The organism is Actinomadura sp. WMMB 499, assembly GCF_008824145.1.
Taxonomy (GTDB): Bacteria; Actinomycetota; Actinomycetes; order Streptosporangiales; family Streptosporangiaceae; genus Spirillospora.
On record NZ_CP044407.1, the window covers coordinates 7,996,202 to 8,012,743 of the forward strand.

Sequence of the window (16,542 nt, forward strand, 5' to 3'; positions counted from 1 at the left end):
GGGCGAGAGCGTCCCGCGCGCGGACCGGCCGGCGTCCGGAACGGCGTGAATCGCCGATCAACCCGGGTGTGTCGCGTGCCGGTCCGTCCCATTAGAGTCGGTTCATGAGGATCCACGTGGTGAGCGACGTCCATGGCCGCGCGGAGGCACTCCGGAGCGCGGCGGACGGCGCGGACGCCCTCGTCTGCCTGGGCGACCTCATCCTGTTCATCGACTACGACGACCACGCGCAGGGGATCTTCGCCGACCTGTTCGGCCGCGACAACGCCGACCGGTTCATCGAACTGCGGACGCTGAAGCGGTTCGACGAGGCGCGGGCGTTCTCCCGCGAGCTGTGGGCGTCCCTGGACGGGGACGCGTGGCCGCACATCGAGAAGGCCGTCGACCGCCAGTACGCGGAGCTGTTCGCGGCGATGCCGTCCCCCGCCTACCTGACGTACGGGAACGTGGACGTCCCGCGCATGTGGGCGCCGCACCTGCGCGATGGGCACCGCGTCCTGGACGGGGAGACCACCGAGATCGGCGGCCTGCGGTTCGGGTTCGTCGGCGGCGGCCTGCGCACCGAGTACCGCACCCCCTACGAGCTGGACGACGAGACGTTCGCGGCGAAGGTCGCGGCCGTCGGCGAGGTCGACGTGCTGTGCTGCCACATCCCCCCGGCCGTGCCCGACCTGCTGTACGACACGGTCGCGCGCAGGTTCGAGCGGGGCAGCGAGGCGATCCTCGAGGCCGTCCACCGGACGCAGCCGCGGTACGTCCTGTTCGGGCACGTGCACCAGCCGCTCGCGTCCCGCATCCGTATCGGGCGGACCGAATGCGTGAACGTGGGGCATTTCCGTGCGCGCGGCGTGCCCTACGTACTGGACGTGTGAAGGATACTGGCGGGGGCGTCCACGCAAGGTTCACGCACCGTCCACGCACCGTCCACCGATGACCGCGCAGCGCCGGAAGGGAAACGCAGATGGCGGACCGCACGAGTTCTTCCATCGTCGTCGAGGCCGGCAGGCCCGAGATCATGGCGATCATCGCCGACCTCGAGGCGTATCCGGACTGGGCGAGCGGCATCCGCGAGTTCACGGTGCTCGAGGCGGCCGCGGACGGCCGCGCGGAGCGGGCCCGGCTGACGTTCGACGGCGGGCCCTTCAGCGACACCGTCGGCCTCCGCTACACCTGGGAGGGCGACGACCGGGTGTCCTGGCGGCTCGACGAGAAGGGGTCGGTCGTGACCGGTCTCGAAGGCGCCTACACCCTGGCGGACGACGCGGGCGCCACGCGGGTGACCTACGACCTGACCCTGGACGTGCGGGTGCGGGTGCCCGGGATGGTGAAGCGCAAGGCCGAGAAGCGCATCGTCGACACCGCGCTGAAGGGCCTCAAGACCCGCGTGGAGCGCTGATCCGGGGTGTTCACCCCCGACGACGACGGATGGATGATGGGGTCATGAGCGATCAGCCGGGCGACATCCTGGACGAGGCGGGCAAGGTCTTCGACGCGCTGCTGCGGCGCGCGGCCCGCACCGGAATCCTCGGCGGTCCCCGCCCACCGGGCGAGCGCGACCGTCCCGACCGGACCGAGGCGCCCGGATCGGGCGATCCGGGCGGCGACGCGTGGGCGGCGGCGACCGCCGAGCGGCCCCGCGACGAGCGCGGCACCCGCGCCGGCCGGGAGGCGGGGGAGCCGCGCATCGCCACCGGCGCCCCGGAATGCCGCGACTGCCCGGTCTGCCGGGCGATCGCGATCCGGCGCGCGGCGGGCGGCGACGTCGCCCGGCACCTGCGGGAGGCGGGCGAGTCGCTGCTGGCCGCCGGCCTCGACGTGATCGCCGCCGCCGACCGCGTCCGGGACGAGCGCGTCCGGGACGAGCGCGTCCGGGACGAGCGTGCGCGGGACGAGCGTGCGCGGGACGGCCGCGAGCGAGCGGGCGGTACGCGAGACGGCGGTACGTACCAGAAGCGGTCAGGCCAGGAGTCGGCGAGCCGTGCGGCGGGTACCTCTGAGCGGTCGGGGGAGCGGCGCGGCCGCCCGGCGGGCGACCCGTGGTCGGCCGCGACCGGCGACTCCGGCGGGTCCGGCGACTGACGTGCAAGGCGGGACGCGCCCCGGCTCGGGGGCGCGTGAAGAGGAGGATGCGTACATGGCCCTGACCATCGGCGTTGATGTGGGCGGCACGAAGGTGGCCGCGGGGGTCGTCGACGATCGTGGAACGATCCTCGAGAAGGTCCGGCGGCCGACGCCCTCGACCAATCCCAAGGAGACCGCCGAGGTCATCGCCGAGGTCGTCGAGCTGCTGAAGGGCAAGTACGAGGACGTCACGGCGGTCGGGCTCGGCACCGCGGGGTTCGTCGACGAGACGCGCTCGACCGTGCTGTTCGCGCCCAACCTCGCCTGGCGGGACGAACCGATCAAGCAGAAGGTGGAGAGCCTGGTCGGGCTCCCGGTCGTGGTGGAGAACGACGGCAACGCCACCGCCTGGGGCGAGGCCAGGTTCGGCGCCGGACGCGCCGAGGACCACCTCGTCCTCATCACGCTCGGCACCGGCATCGGCGGCGGCGTCGTGCTGAACGGCGAGCTGTACCGGGGCCGGTTCGGCATCGGCGCCGAGGTCGGCCACTTCCGGGTGGTGCCGAACGGGCGGCGCTGCGGCTGCGGCAACCGCGGCTGCTGGGAGCAGTACGCCAGTGGCAACGCGCTCGTGCACGAGGCCCGCGACCTGGCCCGGGTGGCGCCCGCGATGGCGGGGCGCCTGCTGGAGCTGGCGGGCGGCACGCCCGAGGGCATCCGCGGGCCCGAGGTGACGCAGGCGGCGCGGGAGGGCGACCAGGCGGCGCTGGAGTGCTTCCGGACGGTCGCGCAGTGGGCCGGGCAGGGGCTGGCGGATCTGAGCGCGATCCTCGATCCGGGCGCGTTCATCATCGGCGGGGGCCTGTCGGACGCCGGCGACCTGCTGCTCGACCCGATCCGCACGTCGTTCGGGGAGGCGCTGACCGGACGCGGGCACCGCCCGCTGCCCGACATCCGCATCGCCGAGCTGGGCTCGGCCGCCGGGATCGTCGGCGCCGCCGACCTCGCCCGGGTCCCGGCCCCCGCCCCGTGACCCCGCCCCGTGACCCCGCCCCGTGACCCCGTGACGTGACCCCGTGACGGCGCTGCGGGTGATGAGCTACAACGTCCGGTCGCTGCGCGACGACCCGGCGGCGGTGGCGCGGGTCGTCCGCGCGGTCCGGCCGGACGTGCTGTGCCTGCAGGAGGTCCCGCGGTTCTGGGGCTGGCGCGGCAAGCGGCGCCGGCTGGCCCGGGACTGCGGGACGGTCGTCGCGGCGGGCCGCCGGGCGTGCGGGCTCGCGGTGCTCGCGGCCCCGCGCGTCCGCCGCGTCGCCCGCGAGTTCCACCTGCTCGGGCCGGAACCGGACCTGCACCGCCGGGCGCTGGCCGTCGCGGTGCTGGAGACCGGCGGGGTCCGGTTCGTCGCGGCGTCCACGCATCTCGACCTCGCGGCGGAGCCGCGCCGCCGGCACGTCCTGGAGATCCTGGAGCATCTGGACCGGGCTCGGGAGCGCTACGGGGCTCCGGTGGTGCTGGCCGGGGACGTCAACGAGGAGCCCGGCGGGCCCGCCTGGTCGCTGCTCGCGGACCGGCTCCGGGACGGTCACGCGGTCGCCCCGGCGGGGGAGTCGGCGACGTTCTCCGCCCGCGCCCCGCGGCGGCGCATCGACGGGATCTTCGCCGATCCGGACGTGGACGTCGAGGGCTGCGGCGTTCCCGGTGCCGACGTCGCGCCCGCCGCCGACTACATCGCCGCCACCGATCACCGTCCGGTGGTGGCCGATCTCCGGCTGCGGTCTTGACTTACCTCTGAGTCACAGTCGTCGCACCTGGGAAAAATGCAACGGATATGTTGATTGTCGCATGCCCGAAATATGTCGCCGCAGGTGGTGGGCTTGCCTTTGGGGTCGTCGGTGCCGACGCTCTCGCGATGTGGTGATCATTCTGGCGGGAAAGTCGTGGTTTCCTGAGGGATGTTCGCATGTGCAGATAAAGAGTGGCCGAAATGGGGGTTGACGCAATTCATCGAAATATTACGGTGAATGTCCACCCGATAGATTTCGGAGGATCTCCATGGAACGATCCGCCGTGCCCTTCCCCGTCCACCGGGACGACCCCCTCGATCCGCCCGCGGAGTACGCCGCGCTGCTCGACGGGCCGCCGGTACGGGTGCGGATGCCCGACGGGTCCGAGCCCTGGATGGTGTCGCGGCTCGCCGACGTCCGGGCCGTCCTCGCCGACCCCAGGCTCAGCGCCGACGACCAACTCCCGAACTTCCCGCACGTGCTGCCGCTGCCGCCCGTCCCGGGCGCGCTGTCGTTCCTGCGGATGGACGACCCGGAGCACGCGCGGCTGCGCCGCACGCTGACCGCGGAGTTCACGGTCCGGCGTGTCAACCTGATGCGGCCGGGCATCACCGAGACCGTCGACGCGCTGCTGGACGCCATGGTCGGGCAGGGCCCGCCGGCCGATCTGGTGTCGGAGTTCGCGCTGCCGCTGCCGTCCCTGGTGATCTGCAGGCTGCTGGGCGTGCCCTACCGCGACCACGACTTCTTCCAGGACCGCAGCGCCGAGTCCCTGCGGACGGACATCACGCAGGAGGAGGCGGGGGCGGCGTTCGGCGAACTCGCCGCGTACCTGGACGGGCTCGTCGCCGAGAAAGAGCGCGAACCGACCGACGACCTGCTCGGACGGGTCGCGCGCCGGGTCCGCGCCGGGGACCTGGAGCACGCGGAGGCCGTCGCGATGGCGCGGCTGCTGCTGCTCGCCGGGCACGAGACGACCGCGAACATGATCGCGCTCGGTACGTTCACGCTGCTGCGGCACCCGGACGAGCTCGACCGGCTGCGCGCGGACCCCGCGCTGATCCGTCCCGCCATGGAGGAACTGCTGCGGTACCTGACGATCGTGCATCGCGGCACCCAGCGCGTGACCCTCGAGCCCGTCGAGGTGGGCGGCGTGACGATCGGGGCGGGCGAGGGCGTCATCGTCGCGTTGGCCGCCGCCGACCGCGACCCCGGCGCCTTCGCCGACCCCGGCGTCTTCGACCCGGCCCGCCCGCCGGGCCACCACGTCGCCTTCGGGTTCGGCGCGCACCAGTGCATCGGCCAGACGCTCGCGCGGCTGGAGATGGAGATCGCCTTCGCCCGGATGCTCGACCGGCTCCCCGGCCTGGCCCTGGCCTGCGCGCCCGGGGAGGTCCGGTTCCGCGACTCCGTCGTGTACGGGGTCCGCGAGCTCCCGGTGACGTGGTGAGCCGGCTGAGCGTGGACCGGGACGCCTGCCGCGGCGCGGGCCAGTGCGCCTTCAACGCGCCCGAGCTGTTCGACCAGGACGAGGACGAGGGCCTGGTCGTGCTGCTGGACGCCGAGCCGCCGCCCGGCCTGCTGCCGTCCGCCCGCCGCGCCGCCGAGGCGTGCCCGAACCGCGTGATCGTCCTGGCCGAGGCACCGGAACGCGGAGAGCGCGGCTAGACGACCGCGCCGTCGTCCCCGTCGCGGGGTTCGTCGCCCATCCGCAGGACGAGCGTGACGAAACCGCCGATGAACGCGGCGACGGCGAGGAACGCGGCCCAGCCGGGCACCTCCCAGTCGAGGATGACGGTGATCAGCAGGTAGACCGGCCCGCCGACCAGCGCGACCCAGGCGCCCTTGGTGAGCGGGTCCGCGGCGGGCAGCGGCGGGGGAGGCGGCGGGACGTAGTGGCCCTCCTCGTCCTCCGCCGGGAACTCCGGCTCCGCGGCCGGCTTGATCACCCGGGCGCGGGGCAGCCGGCCGGTGCGGTCGTCGCCCTCCGCGGGCGGTTCGGGCGGCTCGTCGATGTTCTCCTGGTCGGGCCAGGGCACCTCGTCGCCCTCGGGTACGGCGTCGAACCCCGCGACGATCTCGGCCCAGATGGCGTCCTCGTCGCGTTCGGCGGTGCCGGCGGGGGACGCGTCGGCCGCGCCGGGCCCGTCCGGGCCGCCCGCGCCGGCGGGCTCGGGACGGTCGGCGCGCGGCCGGTCGCCGTCCGCGCGGTCGGGGTCGGAGCGCTTGCCGTCCGCGCGCTCGCCGTCGGGCCGTCCCGGGTCGGTGAGCGCGGCGTCGGTGCGGTCGGAGTCCGGGTCGGAACCGCGGACGCCCGCGTCGCGCAGCCGCGCCAGGTGGGCCCGCAGGATCCCCTCGGCGGCCGGCTTCATCTCGACGTCCACGTACAGCCGGTCGAGGACGTCCTCGGCGGCGCGTCCGGACCCGTCCGCGGCGCGCGGCGCCCCGTCGGGCGGACCGGACGGGGTGAGCCCCGGGTCGTCCGCGCCGGTCCCGGCGGCCGGCGGGACGGCGTAGGCCGCCACGCCCGCGTCCCGGAGCGCCGTCAGCATCGCGTCGGCGAGATGCGGGGCGAGATCGACCAGCGGGGCGTAGGTGTCGGCGGACAGTCCATTGCCACGGCGATTCACGGGGCCGGCTCCTTCGACTCCGGCGTGACCGGCAGCACCGGCATGTCGGCCTCCGCTCCCCCATCGACAGGCGCGTCCGGCGGCGCTCCGCACACGGCGGCGCCCCCGGACACGTAGAAACGTGTGTCCCACGGTATTCGCTGCACCGCCCGGGACAAGCCCCGGGGCGCACCCGAATTGAGATTACGTAGAGAGACTACGGCCATCCGGCGCCGCGCCGCGCCCCGTCCGGCGGGCCCGGCGGGACGGCCGGGTGGGCGGCCGCGGGGCGAGATGCGAAGATAGCCCATCATCTTCCCCCCGGGCCGGGGACCTCGTCTCGCACACCGCATGCACGCGCGGTTAGGAAAGGGTGTCGGCATGCTCTGGTTCTGGATCCTGCTGAGGATCGTCCTCACGCCCATCATGTACCTCCTGTGGCGGCCGCGGAACCGGGGGATGCGCAACGTGCCGAAGCGCGGGCCGGCGCTCATGGTCAGCAACCACCTGTCGTTCGCCGATCATTTCTTCGGGCCGCTGCCGCTGATGCGTCCGATCCTGTTCATCGGCAAGGGCGAGTACTTCACCGGCAAGGGGATCAAGGGCCTGATCAGCAAGGGGTTCTTCACCGGCGTGGGGGTGGTGCCGGTCGACCGGACCGGCGGCTCGGCCGCCGAGGCCGCCCTGCAGACGGGCCTGCGGATCCTGGGGGAGGGCAAGCTGCTCGGGATCTACCCGGAGGGCACCCGCGCCCCCGACAACCGTCTGTACCGGGGCAAGACGGGCGTGGCGCGGCTCGCGCTGAAGTCGCGCGTCCCGGTGATCCCGATGGCGATGATCAACACGTTCGAGCTGATGCCGCCCGGCAAGCCGCTGCCCCGGCTCGGCGTCCGGCCGGGCGTCCGGTTCGGCGAGCCGCTCGACTTCTCCCGCTACTACGGCCGCGAGGACGACCGGGAGGTGCTGCGCGCGATCACCGACGAGATCATGGCGGCGATCCGGGAGCTGTCCGGCCAGGAGTACGTCGACCGGTACGCCGCCGAGGTCAAGGCCGAGATGGCGGGCAAGCCGGTCCGCCCGGTGCGCGACGACGATGACGACGACGAGAACGACGACGACGAGAACGACGAGGACGAGAACGACGCCGGCGAGAACGACGGCGGGGCCGCAGCCCGTACCGGGCGCGACGACGGAGGGCGGACCGACGGCGGGTGAACCGGACCGCGGCGGCGGCCTGGGGCTGGAGGCCGCGCTGTGGCGGGCGGTCGCGGTGTACCGGACCGCCGCGCTCGGTTACGCCGCGGTGCTGATCGTCAAGAACTCGGGCGGCTACGCGCATCCGGCCGGCGCCTGGGCCGTCCTCGGGGTCATGTCCGGCTGGACGGTCGCCGCGTGGCTGCTGTTCCGCGACCCGCGCCGCCGCGGCCCCGCCCTCCTCGCCGCCGACATGGCGATCTCGGCCGGCTGCGTGCTCGCGACGGCGTGGGTGGAGAGCGTCGCGGGGATCGTCTCCGGACGGCCGACGCTGCCGGTGTCGTGGGTCGCGGCGGCCGTCCTGTCGTGGGCCGTGGTGGGGGGCCGCCGCCTCGGCATCGCCGCCGCCGGGGTGCTCGCGCTGGCGAACCTGCTGGTCCACGTGTTCGCCGGGACGACCGGCGAGATCGACACCCGCGCCCTCAACGGGATCGTGCTGCTGGTCCTCGCCGGACTGGTCGTCGGGCACGTCGTCCGGCTGGCGCGCGAGGCCGAGGCGCGGCTCGCCCGCGCCGTCGAACTGGAGTCGGCCGGACGCGAGCGCGAGCGGCTCGCCCGCGACATCCACGACTCGGTGCTGCAGGTCCTGGCGATGGTGCGGCGGCGCGGCGCCGGGCTCGACGGCGAGGCGGCCGAGCTGGCCCGGCTGGCGGGGGAGCAGGAGACCGCGCTGCGCGCCCTGGTCGGCAGCGCTCCCCGCACCCCGCCGCGCGCCGCGGCCGGTTCCGGACGTCCCGCCGCGGGGGCCGCCCCGGGCCGTCCGGGACCCGCCGCCGGGGACGACCGGGACCTGCGGCCGCTGCTGACGGCCCGAGCGTCCGGCACCGTCACCGTCTCCACGCCCGCGACGCCCGTCCCGCTGCCCGAGCACGCCGCCCGGGAACTGGACGCGGCCGTCGCCGCGGCGCTCGACAACGTCGCCGTGCACTGCGGTGACGCCGCGCGGGCCTGGGTGCTGCTCGAGGACGGCGGCGACGAGGTGATCGTCAGCGTCCGCGACGACGGGCCGGGCATGCCGGCCGGGCGCCTCGAGCAGGCGGCGGCGGACGGACGGCTCGGCGTCGCCCAGTCGATCCGCGGGCGCGTCCGCGACCTCGGCGGCACGACCCTGATCACGTCCGCGCCCGGTGAGGGCACCGAGATCGAGATGACCGTTCCGCGTGGAAAGTGAAGGCGTGAGAAGGTGAGGCCGTGAGCGAGGCACCCCTCAGGGTCATGGTGGTGGACGACCACCCGATGTGGCGGGACGCGGTCGCCCGCGACCTGGCCGAGGCCGGGCACGAGGTGGTCGCGACCGCGGGCGAGGGCCGCGCCGCGGTCCGCGCCGCCCCCGCCGCGCGTCCCCAGGTCGCCGTCGTCGACCTGCAGCTCCCCGACATCTCCGGGGTCGAGGTGACGCGGCACCTCGCCGCCGCCGACCCGCCCGTCCGGGTGCTGGTGCTGTCGGCCAGCGGCGAGCAGGAGGACGTGCTGGAGGCCGTCAAGGCGGGCGCCACCGGCTACCTGCTGAAGTCGGCGGCCCGGGAGGAGTTCCTGGACGCCGTCCGGCGCACCGCCGCCGGCGACGCCGTCTTCACCCCGGGCCTCGCCGGGCTCGTCCTCGGCGAGTTCCGCCGCCTCGCCGCCGCCCCCGCCCGCGACGCGGGCGACGGCGCGCCCCGGCTCACCGAACGCGAGACCGAGGTGCTGCGCCTGGTCGCGAAGGGCCTCACCTACAAGCAGATCGCGCAGCGCCTCGTCCTGTCCCACCGCACCGTGCAGAACCACGTGCAGAACACCCTCGGCAAGCTCCAGCTGCACAACCGCGTCGAACTCGTCCGCTACGCGATCGAGCAGGGCCTCGACGACGACCTCGGCAAGGGCTGACCGGAACGGCCGCCCGCGGCCGGATCCGGCCGCGGGCGGCGGGACAAGACAGGGAACACCCCGCCTCTTCCGGGCGTCGAAGCCAACAACTCGACATATCGGACATCGGCGCGCCGGGGAGGCGGCTATGGCGGATCCTCCCGAGCACGCCCCCGCGTTCGGCCTCTTCTCCCTTGAGGTCGCCTGGACGGTCATCGTCCCCGTGTCCGTGCTGATCCTGGCCGGTGCCCTGGCGCTCCGGCGCCGGTACTCGCGGGTGCCCCCGCTGGGGCGCGAGCCGCGCCGCTACGAGGCCGCTCTGCTGAGCGGCGGGGAGAGCCGCGCGGTCCTCACCGGCGTGGCGGTGCTGCGCACGGAGCGGGCCATCGAGGCGCGCGGGCCCCGCAGGGTCGGCGTCACCGAGGGCGGGCGGGGGCGGGGCGAGCCGCTGGACGACGCCCTCTACGAGGCCATCGGGCCGGAGTGGGATCTGTCGACCCTGAAGGACCGGACGGTGGTCGAGGACGCCCTGCGCCGGCTGCGGGACGGCATGGAACGCGACGGTCTGCTGCTGTCGCCGGACCAGCGCGCCGACCGCCGGGCCGCCGCGCTCATCCCGGTCATCGGGACGGTCGTGGGCTCGTTCGTCATCATCGCCGGCGGCCTGCGCGCGGGCGTGACGGCACCCTGGATCGCCGCGGCACTGGTCGAGGCGGCACTCGCCGTCACGGCTCTGATCCTGCTGGCCGACCCCGTGTCCCGGACCGGCGAAGGGGTTCGTGCCTGGCGGGCCTGCAGGGAGCGGCACAGCCATCTGGACCCCGCGAACTCGCCGTCCTGGACGACCTACGGTGCCGCGGGGGTGGCCATGGGGGTGGCGCTGTTCGGCGCGCAGGCCCTGGCCGGCGCGGATCCGGAGTTCGCGGCGGAGACGGAGATCGTGGACGTCTTCGAAGGGAACGGCGGCACCAACGGCGGCGGATGCGGAGGCTGCGGCGGATGCGGAGGCTGCGGGTGATCCCGCGGCCGAGGCGAGTGAGGCGCGCCGCCCGCGGCGGGGACGGCGCTCCGCGGACCGCCGTGGCCGCCGGGGCGGGCGGACCGTCCGGCCGCGCGGGAACGGACGCGGTCCCCGCCGGGCTCGGGGTGGGCATCGGGTGGCGGCCGCCGATCACCGGGTTCGTCTCGGCGCTGCCGGGGCTGCGGTTCACCGAGGTGATCGCCGAATCGGTGCGCCCGGACCGTCCCGCCTCCGACCTGCTCGCCCTGCGCGACCGCGGCGCGGCGGTCGTCCCGCACGGGGTGAAGTTGTCGCTCGGCGGCGCCGAGCCGGTCGCGGACGAACGGGTCGCGCACCTGGCCGCGTGCGCCGAGGCGCTCGGGGCGCCGCTGGTCGGCGAGCACGTCGCGTTCGTCCGCGCGGGCGGGATCGAGGCCGGGCACCTGCTGCCGGTGCCGCGCACCCGGGCCGCGCTGAACGTCCTCACCGCCAACGTCCGCCGCACGCTCGACGGGCTGCCGGTGCCGCTGGCCGTCGAGCCCATCGCCGCGCTGTTCGACTGGCCGGACGCCGAGTACGACGAGGCCGGCTTCCTCACCGAACTGGTCGAGCGCACGGGCGTCCTGCTGCTGCTCGACGTCGCCAACGTGTACGCCAACGCCCGCAACCGGGGCGCGGACCCGCTGCACCTCCTCGACCGCCTGCCCCTCGAACGCGTCGCGTACTGCCACGTCGCGGGCGGCGACCAGGCGGGCGGGCGGTACCACGACACCCACGCCGCGCCCGTCCCGCGCGAGGTCCTCGACCTGCTCGCGGAGCTGTGCGCCCGGCACCGCCCGCCCGGGGTCCTCCTCGAACGCGACGGCCGCTACCCGCCCGCCGCCGAACTGCGGGACGAACTCGACGCGATCGCCGACGCGTCCGGCCACCCCCGCATCACATGACCGGGGAGCCCCTGGACGCGGACCTGGCGGCGGCGCAGGAGGCGCTGGTGCGGGCGATGACCGCGGGCGGCCCGGTACCGCCGGGGTTCGACGCGGGCGCCGTCCGGGCCGCCGCGCGCGGCATCCTGCGCAAGCGGGCGGGGGAGGTCGCGCACGCGTGGCCCGCGCTGGCCGCGTCGTACGGGACGTCCTGGGGCGAGGCGTTCGCGGCCTGGGCGGCGGACCGGCCGACGCGCGGATCCGCCCGGGACGGGCGCGACTTCGCCCGCGCCCGCCGCGACGAGTTGGCGCCCGGCGCGGCGCGGGAACTGGCCCTCGCGGAGGCGCGGTGGTCGTATGGCCGCGAGGGCGCGCCGCGGCGCCGGGCCGCCGGGATCCGGCGGATGCCCGGCGGGCTCGCGGTGGCGGTCCTCGGCCGGGCGTGGACGGCGGCCCGCCGCCGCTGACGGGCTTCGCGGCGGACGTGCCGAAGCCCGCCCGAACGACTATGGTCTAGACCAATGGACGGGCGGCCGGAACGGGCGGCGAACACGCCCCGTGGCCGCGCGCCCACGGATAGTCTGAGCACGTGAATCGAGGGAGGAGACCGGTGGCGGGACAAGGAGACGGCATGCGGGTCGGAGTGCTGACCGGCGGCGGGGACTGCCCCGGCCTGAACGCGGTGATCCGCGCGGTAGTGCGCAAGGGCGTGCAGGTCTTCGGGTACGAGTTCGTGGGCTTCCGGGCCGGGTGGCGCGGGCCCCTCGAAGGCGACACCGTGGCCCTCGACGTCCAGGCCGTGCGGGGCATCCTGCCGCGCGGCGGCACGATCCTCGGGTCGTCCCGGACCAACCCGATCAAGGTCGAGGGCGGCGTCGAGCGGATCAAGGACAACCTGGCCGGGCTCGGCGTGGACGCCCTGATCGCCATCGGCGGCGAGGACACCCTCGGCGTCGCGCGCGAGCTGCACTCGCGCGGCGTGCACGTCGTCGGCGTCCCCAAGACGATCGACAACGACCTGAACGCCACCGACTACACCTTCGGGTTCGACACCGCGGTGAACATCGGGGTGGAGGCCGTCGACCGGCTGCACACCACCGCCGAGAGCCACCACCGCGCGCTGATCTGCGAGGTCATGGGCCGGCACGCGGGCTGGATCGCGCTGCACGTCGGCATGGCCGCCGGCGCCAACGTCATCCTGATCCCGGAGCGGCCGTTCGACATCGACAAGGTCGTCGAGTACGTGGAGAGCCGGTTCAAGACCCGGTACGCCCCGATCATCGTGGTCTCGGAGGGCGCCCACCCGGTCGACGGGCAGATGCAGCTGCAGACGGGCGAGCGGGACGCGTTCGGGCACGTCCGGCTCGGCGGCATCGGGCAGCGGCTCGCCGACGAGATCGAGAAGCGCACCGGCAAGGAGGCCCGCGCCACCGTGCTCGGGCACATCCAGCGCGGCGGCACCCCGAGCGCGTTCGACCGGGTCCTCGCCACCCGCCTCGGCCTGCAGGCGATCGACGCCGTCCGCGACGGCGACTACGGCAAGATGGTCGCGCTGCAGGGCACCGACATCGTCCGGGTCGGCCTCGACGAGGCGACCAAGGAGCTGAAGACCGTCCCGGTGGAGCGCTACGAGGAAGCCGAGGTCTTCTTCGGCTGACCGGCGTCCTCCCCGGCGGGAACACGCATACCCGGTCGCGGCGTTGCGGCTTCTGGGCCACACTAGAGGCCCCACCCCCGATCGACGCCCGCCAGGAGGATCCGCATGACCACGCTCGACGCCGCGCCCGCCGTCGTCCGGGAGCAGTCGCCGGTCGACGGCGAGCCGTGCGTGCTGCTCAAACTGGGCGAGGTCGTCCTCAAGGGCAAGAACCGCGAGCAGTTCGAGCGCCGGCTGGCCGACAACGTCCGCACCGCCGTCCGCCCGATCGCCCGCGTCGACGTCATCCGGCGGCACGGGGTGTTCATCGTGCGCATGCACGACGCGGACGTCCCCACGGTCGACCGGATCGCGCAGCGGATCGGCGACGTCATGGGCATCGTGTGGGCGCACCGCGCGTGGCGGGTCGGCAAGGACCTCGCCAGCGTCGAGCGCGCCGCCCTCGAGCTGATGGACGGGCGGGCCGGCTCGTTCGCCGTCCGCTCGCGGCGCCGCGACAAGCGGTTCCCGATGACCTCCACCGAGCTCGACCGGCACATCGGCGCGCTCGTCGCCGCGAAGTACGGGCAGCCGGTCCGGCTCAAGAACCCCGAGCACACCCTGTCGATCGAGGTCGACCGCGACGAGGTGTTCGTGTTCTCCGGCGGGCTCCCCGGCCAGGGCGGCCTCCCGGTCGGGATGAGCGGGCGCGCGCTCGTGCTGATGTCGGGCGGCATCGACTCGCCCGTCGCCGCCTACCGGATGATGCGCCGCGGCCTGCGCGTCGACTACCTGCACTTCTCCGGGATGCCGTTCACCGGCCCCGAGTCGATCTACAAGGCGTACGCGCTGGTCCGCGAGCTGGACAAGTTCCAGGGCGGGTCGCGGCTGTTCGTCGTCCCGTTCGGGAAGGCGCAGCAGCAGATCAAGTCCTCCGGCGCGGACCGGCTCGCGGTGGTCGCGCAGCGCCGGCTGATGCTGCGCACCGGCCAGCTCCTCGCCCGCCGGCTGCGCGGCGCCGCGCTGATCACCGGGGACGCGCTCGGCCAGGTGTCCAGCCAGACGCTCGCCAACATCACCGCGCTGGACGACGCGGTCGAGCTGCCGATCCTGCGCCCCCTCGTCGGCATGGACAAGACCGAGATCATGGACCAGGCGCGGCGGATCCGCACCCTGTCGATCTCCGAGCTGCCGGACGAGGACTGCTGCACGATGCTCGCGCCGCGCCGCGCCGAGACCCGCGCGAAGATCGACGACCTGCGCCAGATCGAGAAGCGCCTCGACGTCGGTGAGCTCGCCGACCGGCTCGTCGAGTCCGTCCAGGAGCACCGCCCGGTCTACGGCGACGCCGCCGCCTCCTGACGCCCGGCCCGGCGCCGACCGCGGGACGTCCGGGGACGGGACGGGCGTCAGCGCGGGTCGCCCGGGCGGGGCGGCTCGGGCCCGTCCGGGCCCAGCAGCGTGATCCGTTCGATCCGCACCACCCGGAACCGGCGCCCGGCGACCGTGATGCCGTTGCGGCCCGTGCCGTCCTCCATGAGCTCGGCCGCCGCCGCGAACTCGGCCGCCGCGGGCTCCCCGGGCAGCTCGATCACCGGGACGACGTGCCGGAAGTAGGTGACGAGCGAGTCCCGGGCCTGCTGCGGGCCGTCGTGCAGCCTGCCGACCGGGCGCCACCGCCCGCCGCCCCGCTCGGCGACCGTGAAGACCGGCGCGAGCGGCACCGGCGTCAGGAACGTCCCGTCCGGCTCGTTCCCGGTGGCGGCCGCCGCGTCCAGCACCTGGCACAGCAGCTCCGCCGAGGTGAGGTCGGCGCCGGACTCGTCCCCGGGCAGCAGGTCGGGCTCGCCGCGCGGCGCCCGCCCGGACGGGTCCAGGTCGGTGGGGCGCGGCGGTTCGGGCCCGTCCGGTCCGGTGCGGACCAGCTGCTCGATCCGCACGATCCGGAACCGCAGCCCCGCCGTGCTCACCTCGTCGGACGGGTCGGCCTGCAGCGTCCGCGCCGCCGCCCGCAGCTCCCGTCCGGTGGTGCCGTCCGCCGCGGCGGCCCGGTCCTCCAGGTGGACGGCCAGCAGCTCGCGCGCGCCCTGCGGCAGCGGGTCGCACGGGCACACCAGCCGCCACCCGCCCCCGACCCGCTCGGCCGCCGCGAACAGCGCGCCGACGGCCACCGGCTCCGGGTACGCCGTCATGGCGCGGCGCGCGTCCGCGCGCAGCACCGCGGCCACGGGGTCGACGCCGTCCAGGTCCTCCGGGAACAGCCGTCCCCCGGCGTCCCCCTCGCCCGTCGTCATGCCGGCCATCATCCCTCCCGGACCCGGCCTCCGCGAGTGGTTCAGACCAATTGTTACTTCCGGGCGGGCAGGGCGATCAGCGGCAGGGCGGCCGCGATGAGGGCGAGGCCCGCGAGCGCGGGGCCGCCGAGGTGCTCGCCGAGCAGGGCGACGCCGAGGACGGCGGCGACCGCGGGTTCGGCGAGCGTCAGCGTCGTCGCGGCGGTGGCGGGGGTGGTGCGCAGGCCGCGGGCGAACAGCAGGTAGGCGCCGCCGGTCGCGACCACGCCGAGGTAGAGCGCGATGAGGGCGCCCGAACCGGTCAGCATCCACGCCGGGCCGGCGAACGGCAGGAGGGGCAGGAGCGGGACGGCCGCGACGCCGAACAGGGTCCCGACGACCGCGCGCTCCTCGCCGCCCCGCGCGAGGAGGGCGGCCGTGACCGTCGTGTACGCCGCGTAGGCGAGGCCGGAGAGGGCGGCGAGCCCGATGCCCGCGGGGTCGGCGCCGGCGTCCGCGCCGCCGCCGGCGAGCAGGGCGCACCCGGTGACGGCGGCTGCCGTCGCGAACGTCCAGCGGAGGCCCGGCACGGTGCGGCGGACGGCGACGCCGATGAGCCCGGCGAACGCGGGCGCGGAACCGATGGTGACGACGGTCGCGATCGCGACGCCGGTGCGGGCCGCGGCCACGAAGAACGCGGTCTGGTAGACGGCGATGGCGAGCGCGCCGAGCAGGACGAGGGGACGGGCGCCGCGGTCGGCGGCGAGCCGCCGCAGGCCCGCGCCCCGGACCGTCCCGTCCCGGAGCAGGGCGGCGGAGGCCAGCAGGACCAGCCCGCCGAGGACGATGCGCATCGCGGCGACCGACAGGCTGGACGCGCCGTCGGCGAACGTGCGGGCGGTGCCGGTCGTCCCCCACAGGGACGCCGCCGCGAGGATGGGGAGGGTGCCTCCGCCCGGCAGCCCCCGCCCGGACGGACCGGAGGCGGGGGCGTGCCCGGACGGGGACGTGGACGGGGACGTGGACGGGGATGTGCGCGCGGAACGGCCGAACGAAGGCGTGCGCAGAGACATGGAGTACTGCTCCTGAGCTCGAATCGGGAGAGGGATTCCGGATTCGGGGCACAGGACCGGCCGGGCCGGGACGCCGTCGCG

General features: G+C 75.2%; 18 protein-coding genes. 15 read left to right on the plus strand and 3 right to left on the minus strand.

Annotation, left to right across the window (positions count from 1 at the left end):
* Nucleotides 1-104 precede the first annotated feature (104 nt).
* The 7 genes from F7P10_RS36390 to F7P10_RS36420 all read left to right on the plus strand — a co-directional run bounded on the left by F7P10_RS36390 (nt 105) and on the right by F7P10_RS36420 (nt 5,516).
* Nucleotides 105-872 (plus strand): metallophosphoesterase, encoded by a 768-nt coding sequence (locus F7P10_RS36390; RefSeq protein WP_151016596.1) that lies wholly within the window; start codon nt 105-107, stop codon nt 870-872.
* An 89-nt stretch (nt 873-961) separates the two neighbouring features.
* Nucleotides 962-1,396 carry an SRPBCC family protein gene (locus F7P10_RS36395; protein ID WP_151016597.1) on the plus strand — a complete coding sequence of 145 codons (435 nt, stop codon included), beginning with the start codon at nt 962-964 and terminating at the stop codon, nt 1,394-1,396.
* Between the two features lie 44 nt (nt 1,397-1,440).
* The gene (locus tag F7P10_RS36400; RefSeq protein ID WP_151016598.1) at nt 1,441-2,079 is read left to right on the plus strand and encodes a hypothetical protein; all 639 of its coding nucleotides are present in this window, start codon (nt 1,441-1,443) and stop codon (nt 2,077-2,079) included.
* A 55-nt stretch (nt 2,080-2,134) separates the two neighbouring features.
* Entirely contained in the window at nt 2,135-3,094 is a 960-nt protein-coding gene (locus F7P10_RS36405; RefSeq protein ID WP_151016599.1) for an ROK family glucokinase, read from the plus strand.
* 43 nt (nt 3,095-3,137) lie between these two features.
* On the plus strand, nt 3,138-3,845 hold the full coding sequence (locus F7P10_RS36410) for an endonuclease/exonuclease/phosphatase family protein (RefSeq protein WP_254716207.1): 708 nt from the start codon (nt 3,138-3,140) through the stop codon (nt 3,843-3,845).
* Nucleotides 3,846-4,116: 271 nt separating this feature from the next.
* Entirely contained in the window at nt 4,117-5,298 is a 1,182-nt protein-coding gene (locus F7P10_RS36415) for a cytochrome P450 (protein ID WP_151016600.1), read from the plus strand.
* Nucleotides 5,295-5,516: a ferredoxin gene (locus tag F7P10_RS36420; protein WP_176611794.1), complete on the plus strand. Its 222-nt coding sequence runs from the start codon at nt 5,295-5,297 to the stop codon at nt 5,514-5,516. Before F7P10_RS36415 ends, F7P10_RS36420 begins: the two co-directional genes overlap by 4 nt.
* Here the strand turns inward: F7P10_RS36420 and F7P10_RS36425 are convergent.
* Nucleotides 5,513-6,478: a hypothetical protein gene (locus tag F7P10_RS36425; RefSeq protein ID WP_151016602.1), complete on the minus strand. Its 966-nt coding sequence runs from the start codon at nt 6,476-6,478 to the stop codon at nt 5,513-5,515. The genes F7P10_RS36420 and F7P10_RS36425 overlap by 4 nt on opposite strands.
* Nucleotides 6,479-6,838: 360 nt before the next feature.
* On the opposite strand from F7P10_RS36425, the gene F7P10_RS36430 reads away from it, so the two are divergent.
* The 8 genes from F7P10_RS36430 to thiI all read left to right on the plus strand — a co-directional run bounded on the left by F7P10_RS36430 (nt 6,839) and on the right by thiI (nt 14,477).
* Nucleotides 6,839-7,672, plus strand: a complete 834-nt coding sequence (locus F7P10_RS36430; RefSeq protein WP_151016603.1) for a 1-acyl-sn-glycerol-3-phosphate acyltransferase — start codon at nt 6,839-6,841, stop codon at nt 7,670-7,672.
* Between the two features lie 55 nt (nt 7,673-7,727).
* A complete protein-coding gene (locus F7P10_RS36435; RefSeq protein WP_254716208.1) occupies nt 7,728-8,882 on the plus strand; it encodes a MacS family sensor histidine kinase in 1,155 nt (384 codons plus the stop codon).
* A 20-nt stretch (nt 8,883-8,902) separates the two neighbouring features.
* Nucleotides 8,903-9,577, plus strand: a complete 675-nt coding sequence (locus F7P10_RS36440; RefSeq protein WP_151016604.1) for a response regulator transcription factor — start codon at nt 8,903-8,905, stop codon at nt 9,575-9,577.
* Nucleotides 9,578-9,704: 127 nt separating this feature from the next.
* Nucleotides 9,705-10,574 carry a TIGR04222 domain-containing membrane protein gene (locus F7P10_RS36445; RefSeq protein WP_151016605.1) on the plus strand — a complete coding sequence of 290 codons (870 nt, stop codon included), beginning with the start codon at nt 9,705-9,707 and terminating at the stop codon, nt 10,572-10,574.
* 17 nt (nt 10,575-10,591) lie between these two features.
* Complete coding sequence (locus F7P10_RS36450; protein ID WP_218040238.1) at nt 10,592-11,500, plus strand: DUF692 domain-containing protein; 909 nt, start codon at nt 10,592-10,594, stop codon at nt 11,498-11,500.
* On the plus strand, nt 11,497-11,946 hold the full coding sequence (locus F7P10_RS36455) for a hypothetical protein (RefSeq protein ID WP_151016607.1): 450 nt from the start codon (nt 11,497-11,499) through the stop codon (nt 11,944-11,946). Before F7P10_RS36450 ends, F7P10_RS36455 begins: the two co-directional genes overlap by 4 nt.
* Before the next feature lie 164 nt (nt 11,947-12,110).
* Nucleotides 12,111-13,136, plus strand: a complete 1,026-nt coding sequence (locus F7P10_RS36460) for a 6-phosphofructokinase (protein WP_151016608.1) — start codon at nt 12,111-12,113, stop codon at nt 13,134-13,136.
* A 105-nt stretch (nt 13,137-13,241) separates the two neighbouring features.
* Nucleotides 13,242-14,477, plus strand: coding sequence for a tRNA uracil 4-sulfurtransferase ThiI (gene thiI, locus F7P10_RS36465; protein ID WP_151016609.1), 1,236 nt, complete (start codon nt 13,242-13,244; stop codon nt 14,475-14,477).
* 47 nt (nt 14,478-14,524) lie between these two features.
* On the opposite strand, the gene F7P10_RS36470 is transcribed toward thiI, so the two are convergent.
* Nucleotides 14,525-15,409 (minus strand): DUF5954 family protein, encoded by an 885-nt coding sequence (locus F7P10_RS36470; protein WP_151016610.1) that lies wholly within the window; start codon nt 15,407-15,409, stop codon nt 14,525-14,527.
* Between the two features lie 53 nt (nt 15,410-15,462).
* Nucleotides 15,463-16,461, minus strand: coding sequence for an EamA family transporter (locus F7P10_RS36475; RefSeq protein ID WP_151016611.1), 999 nt, complete (start codon nt 16,459-16,461; stop codon nt 15,463-15,465).
* Nucleotides 16,462-16,542: the final 81 nt, after the last annotated feature.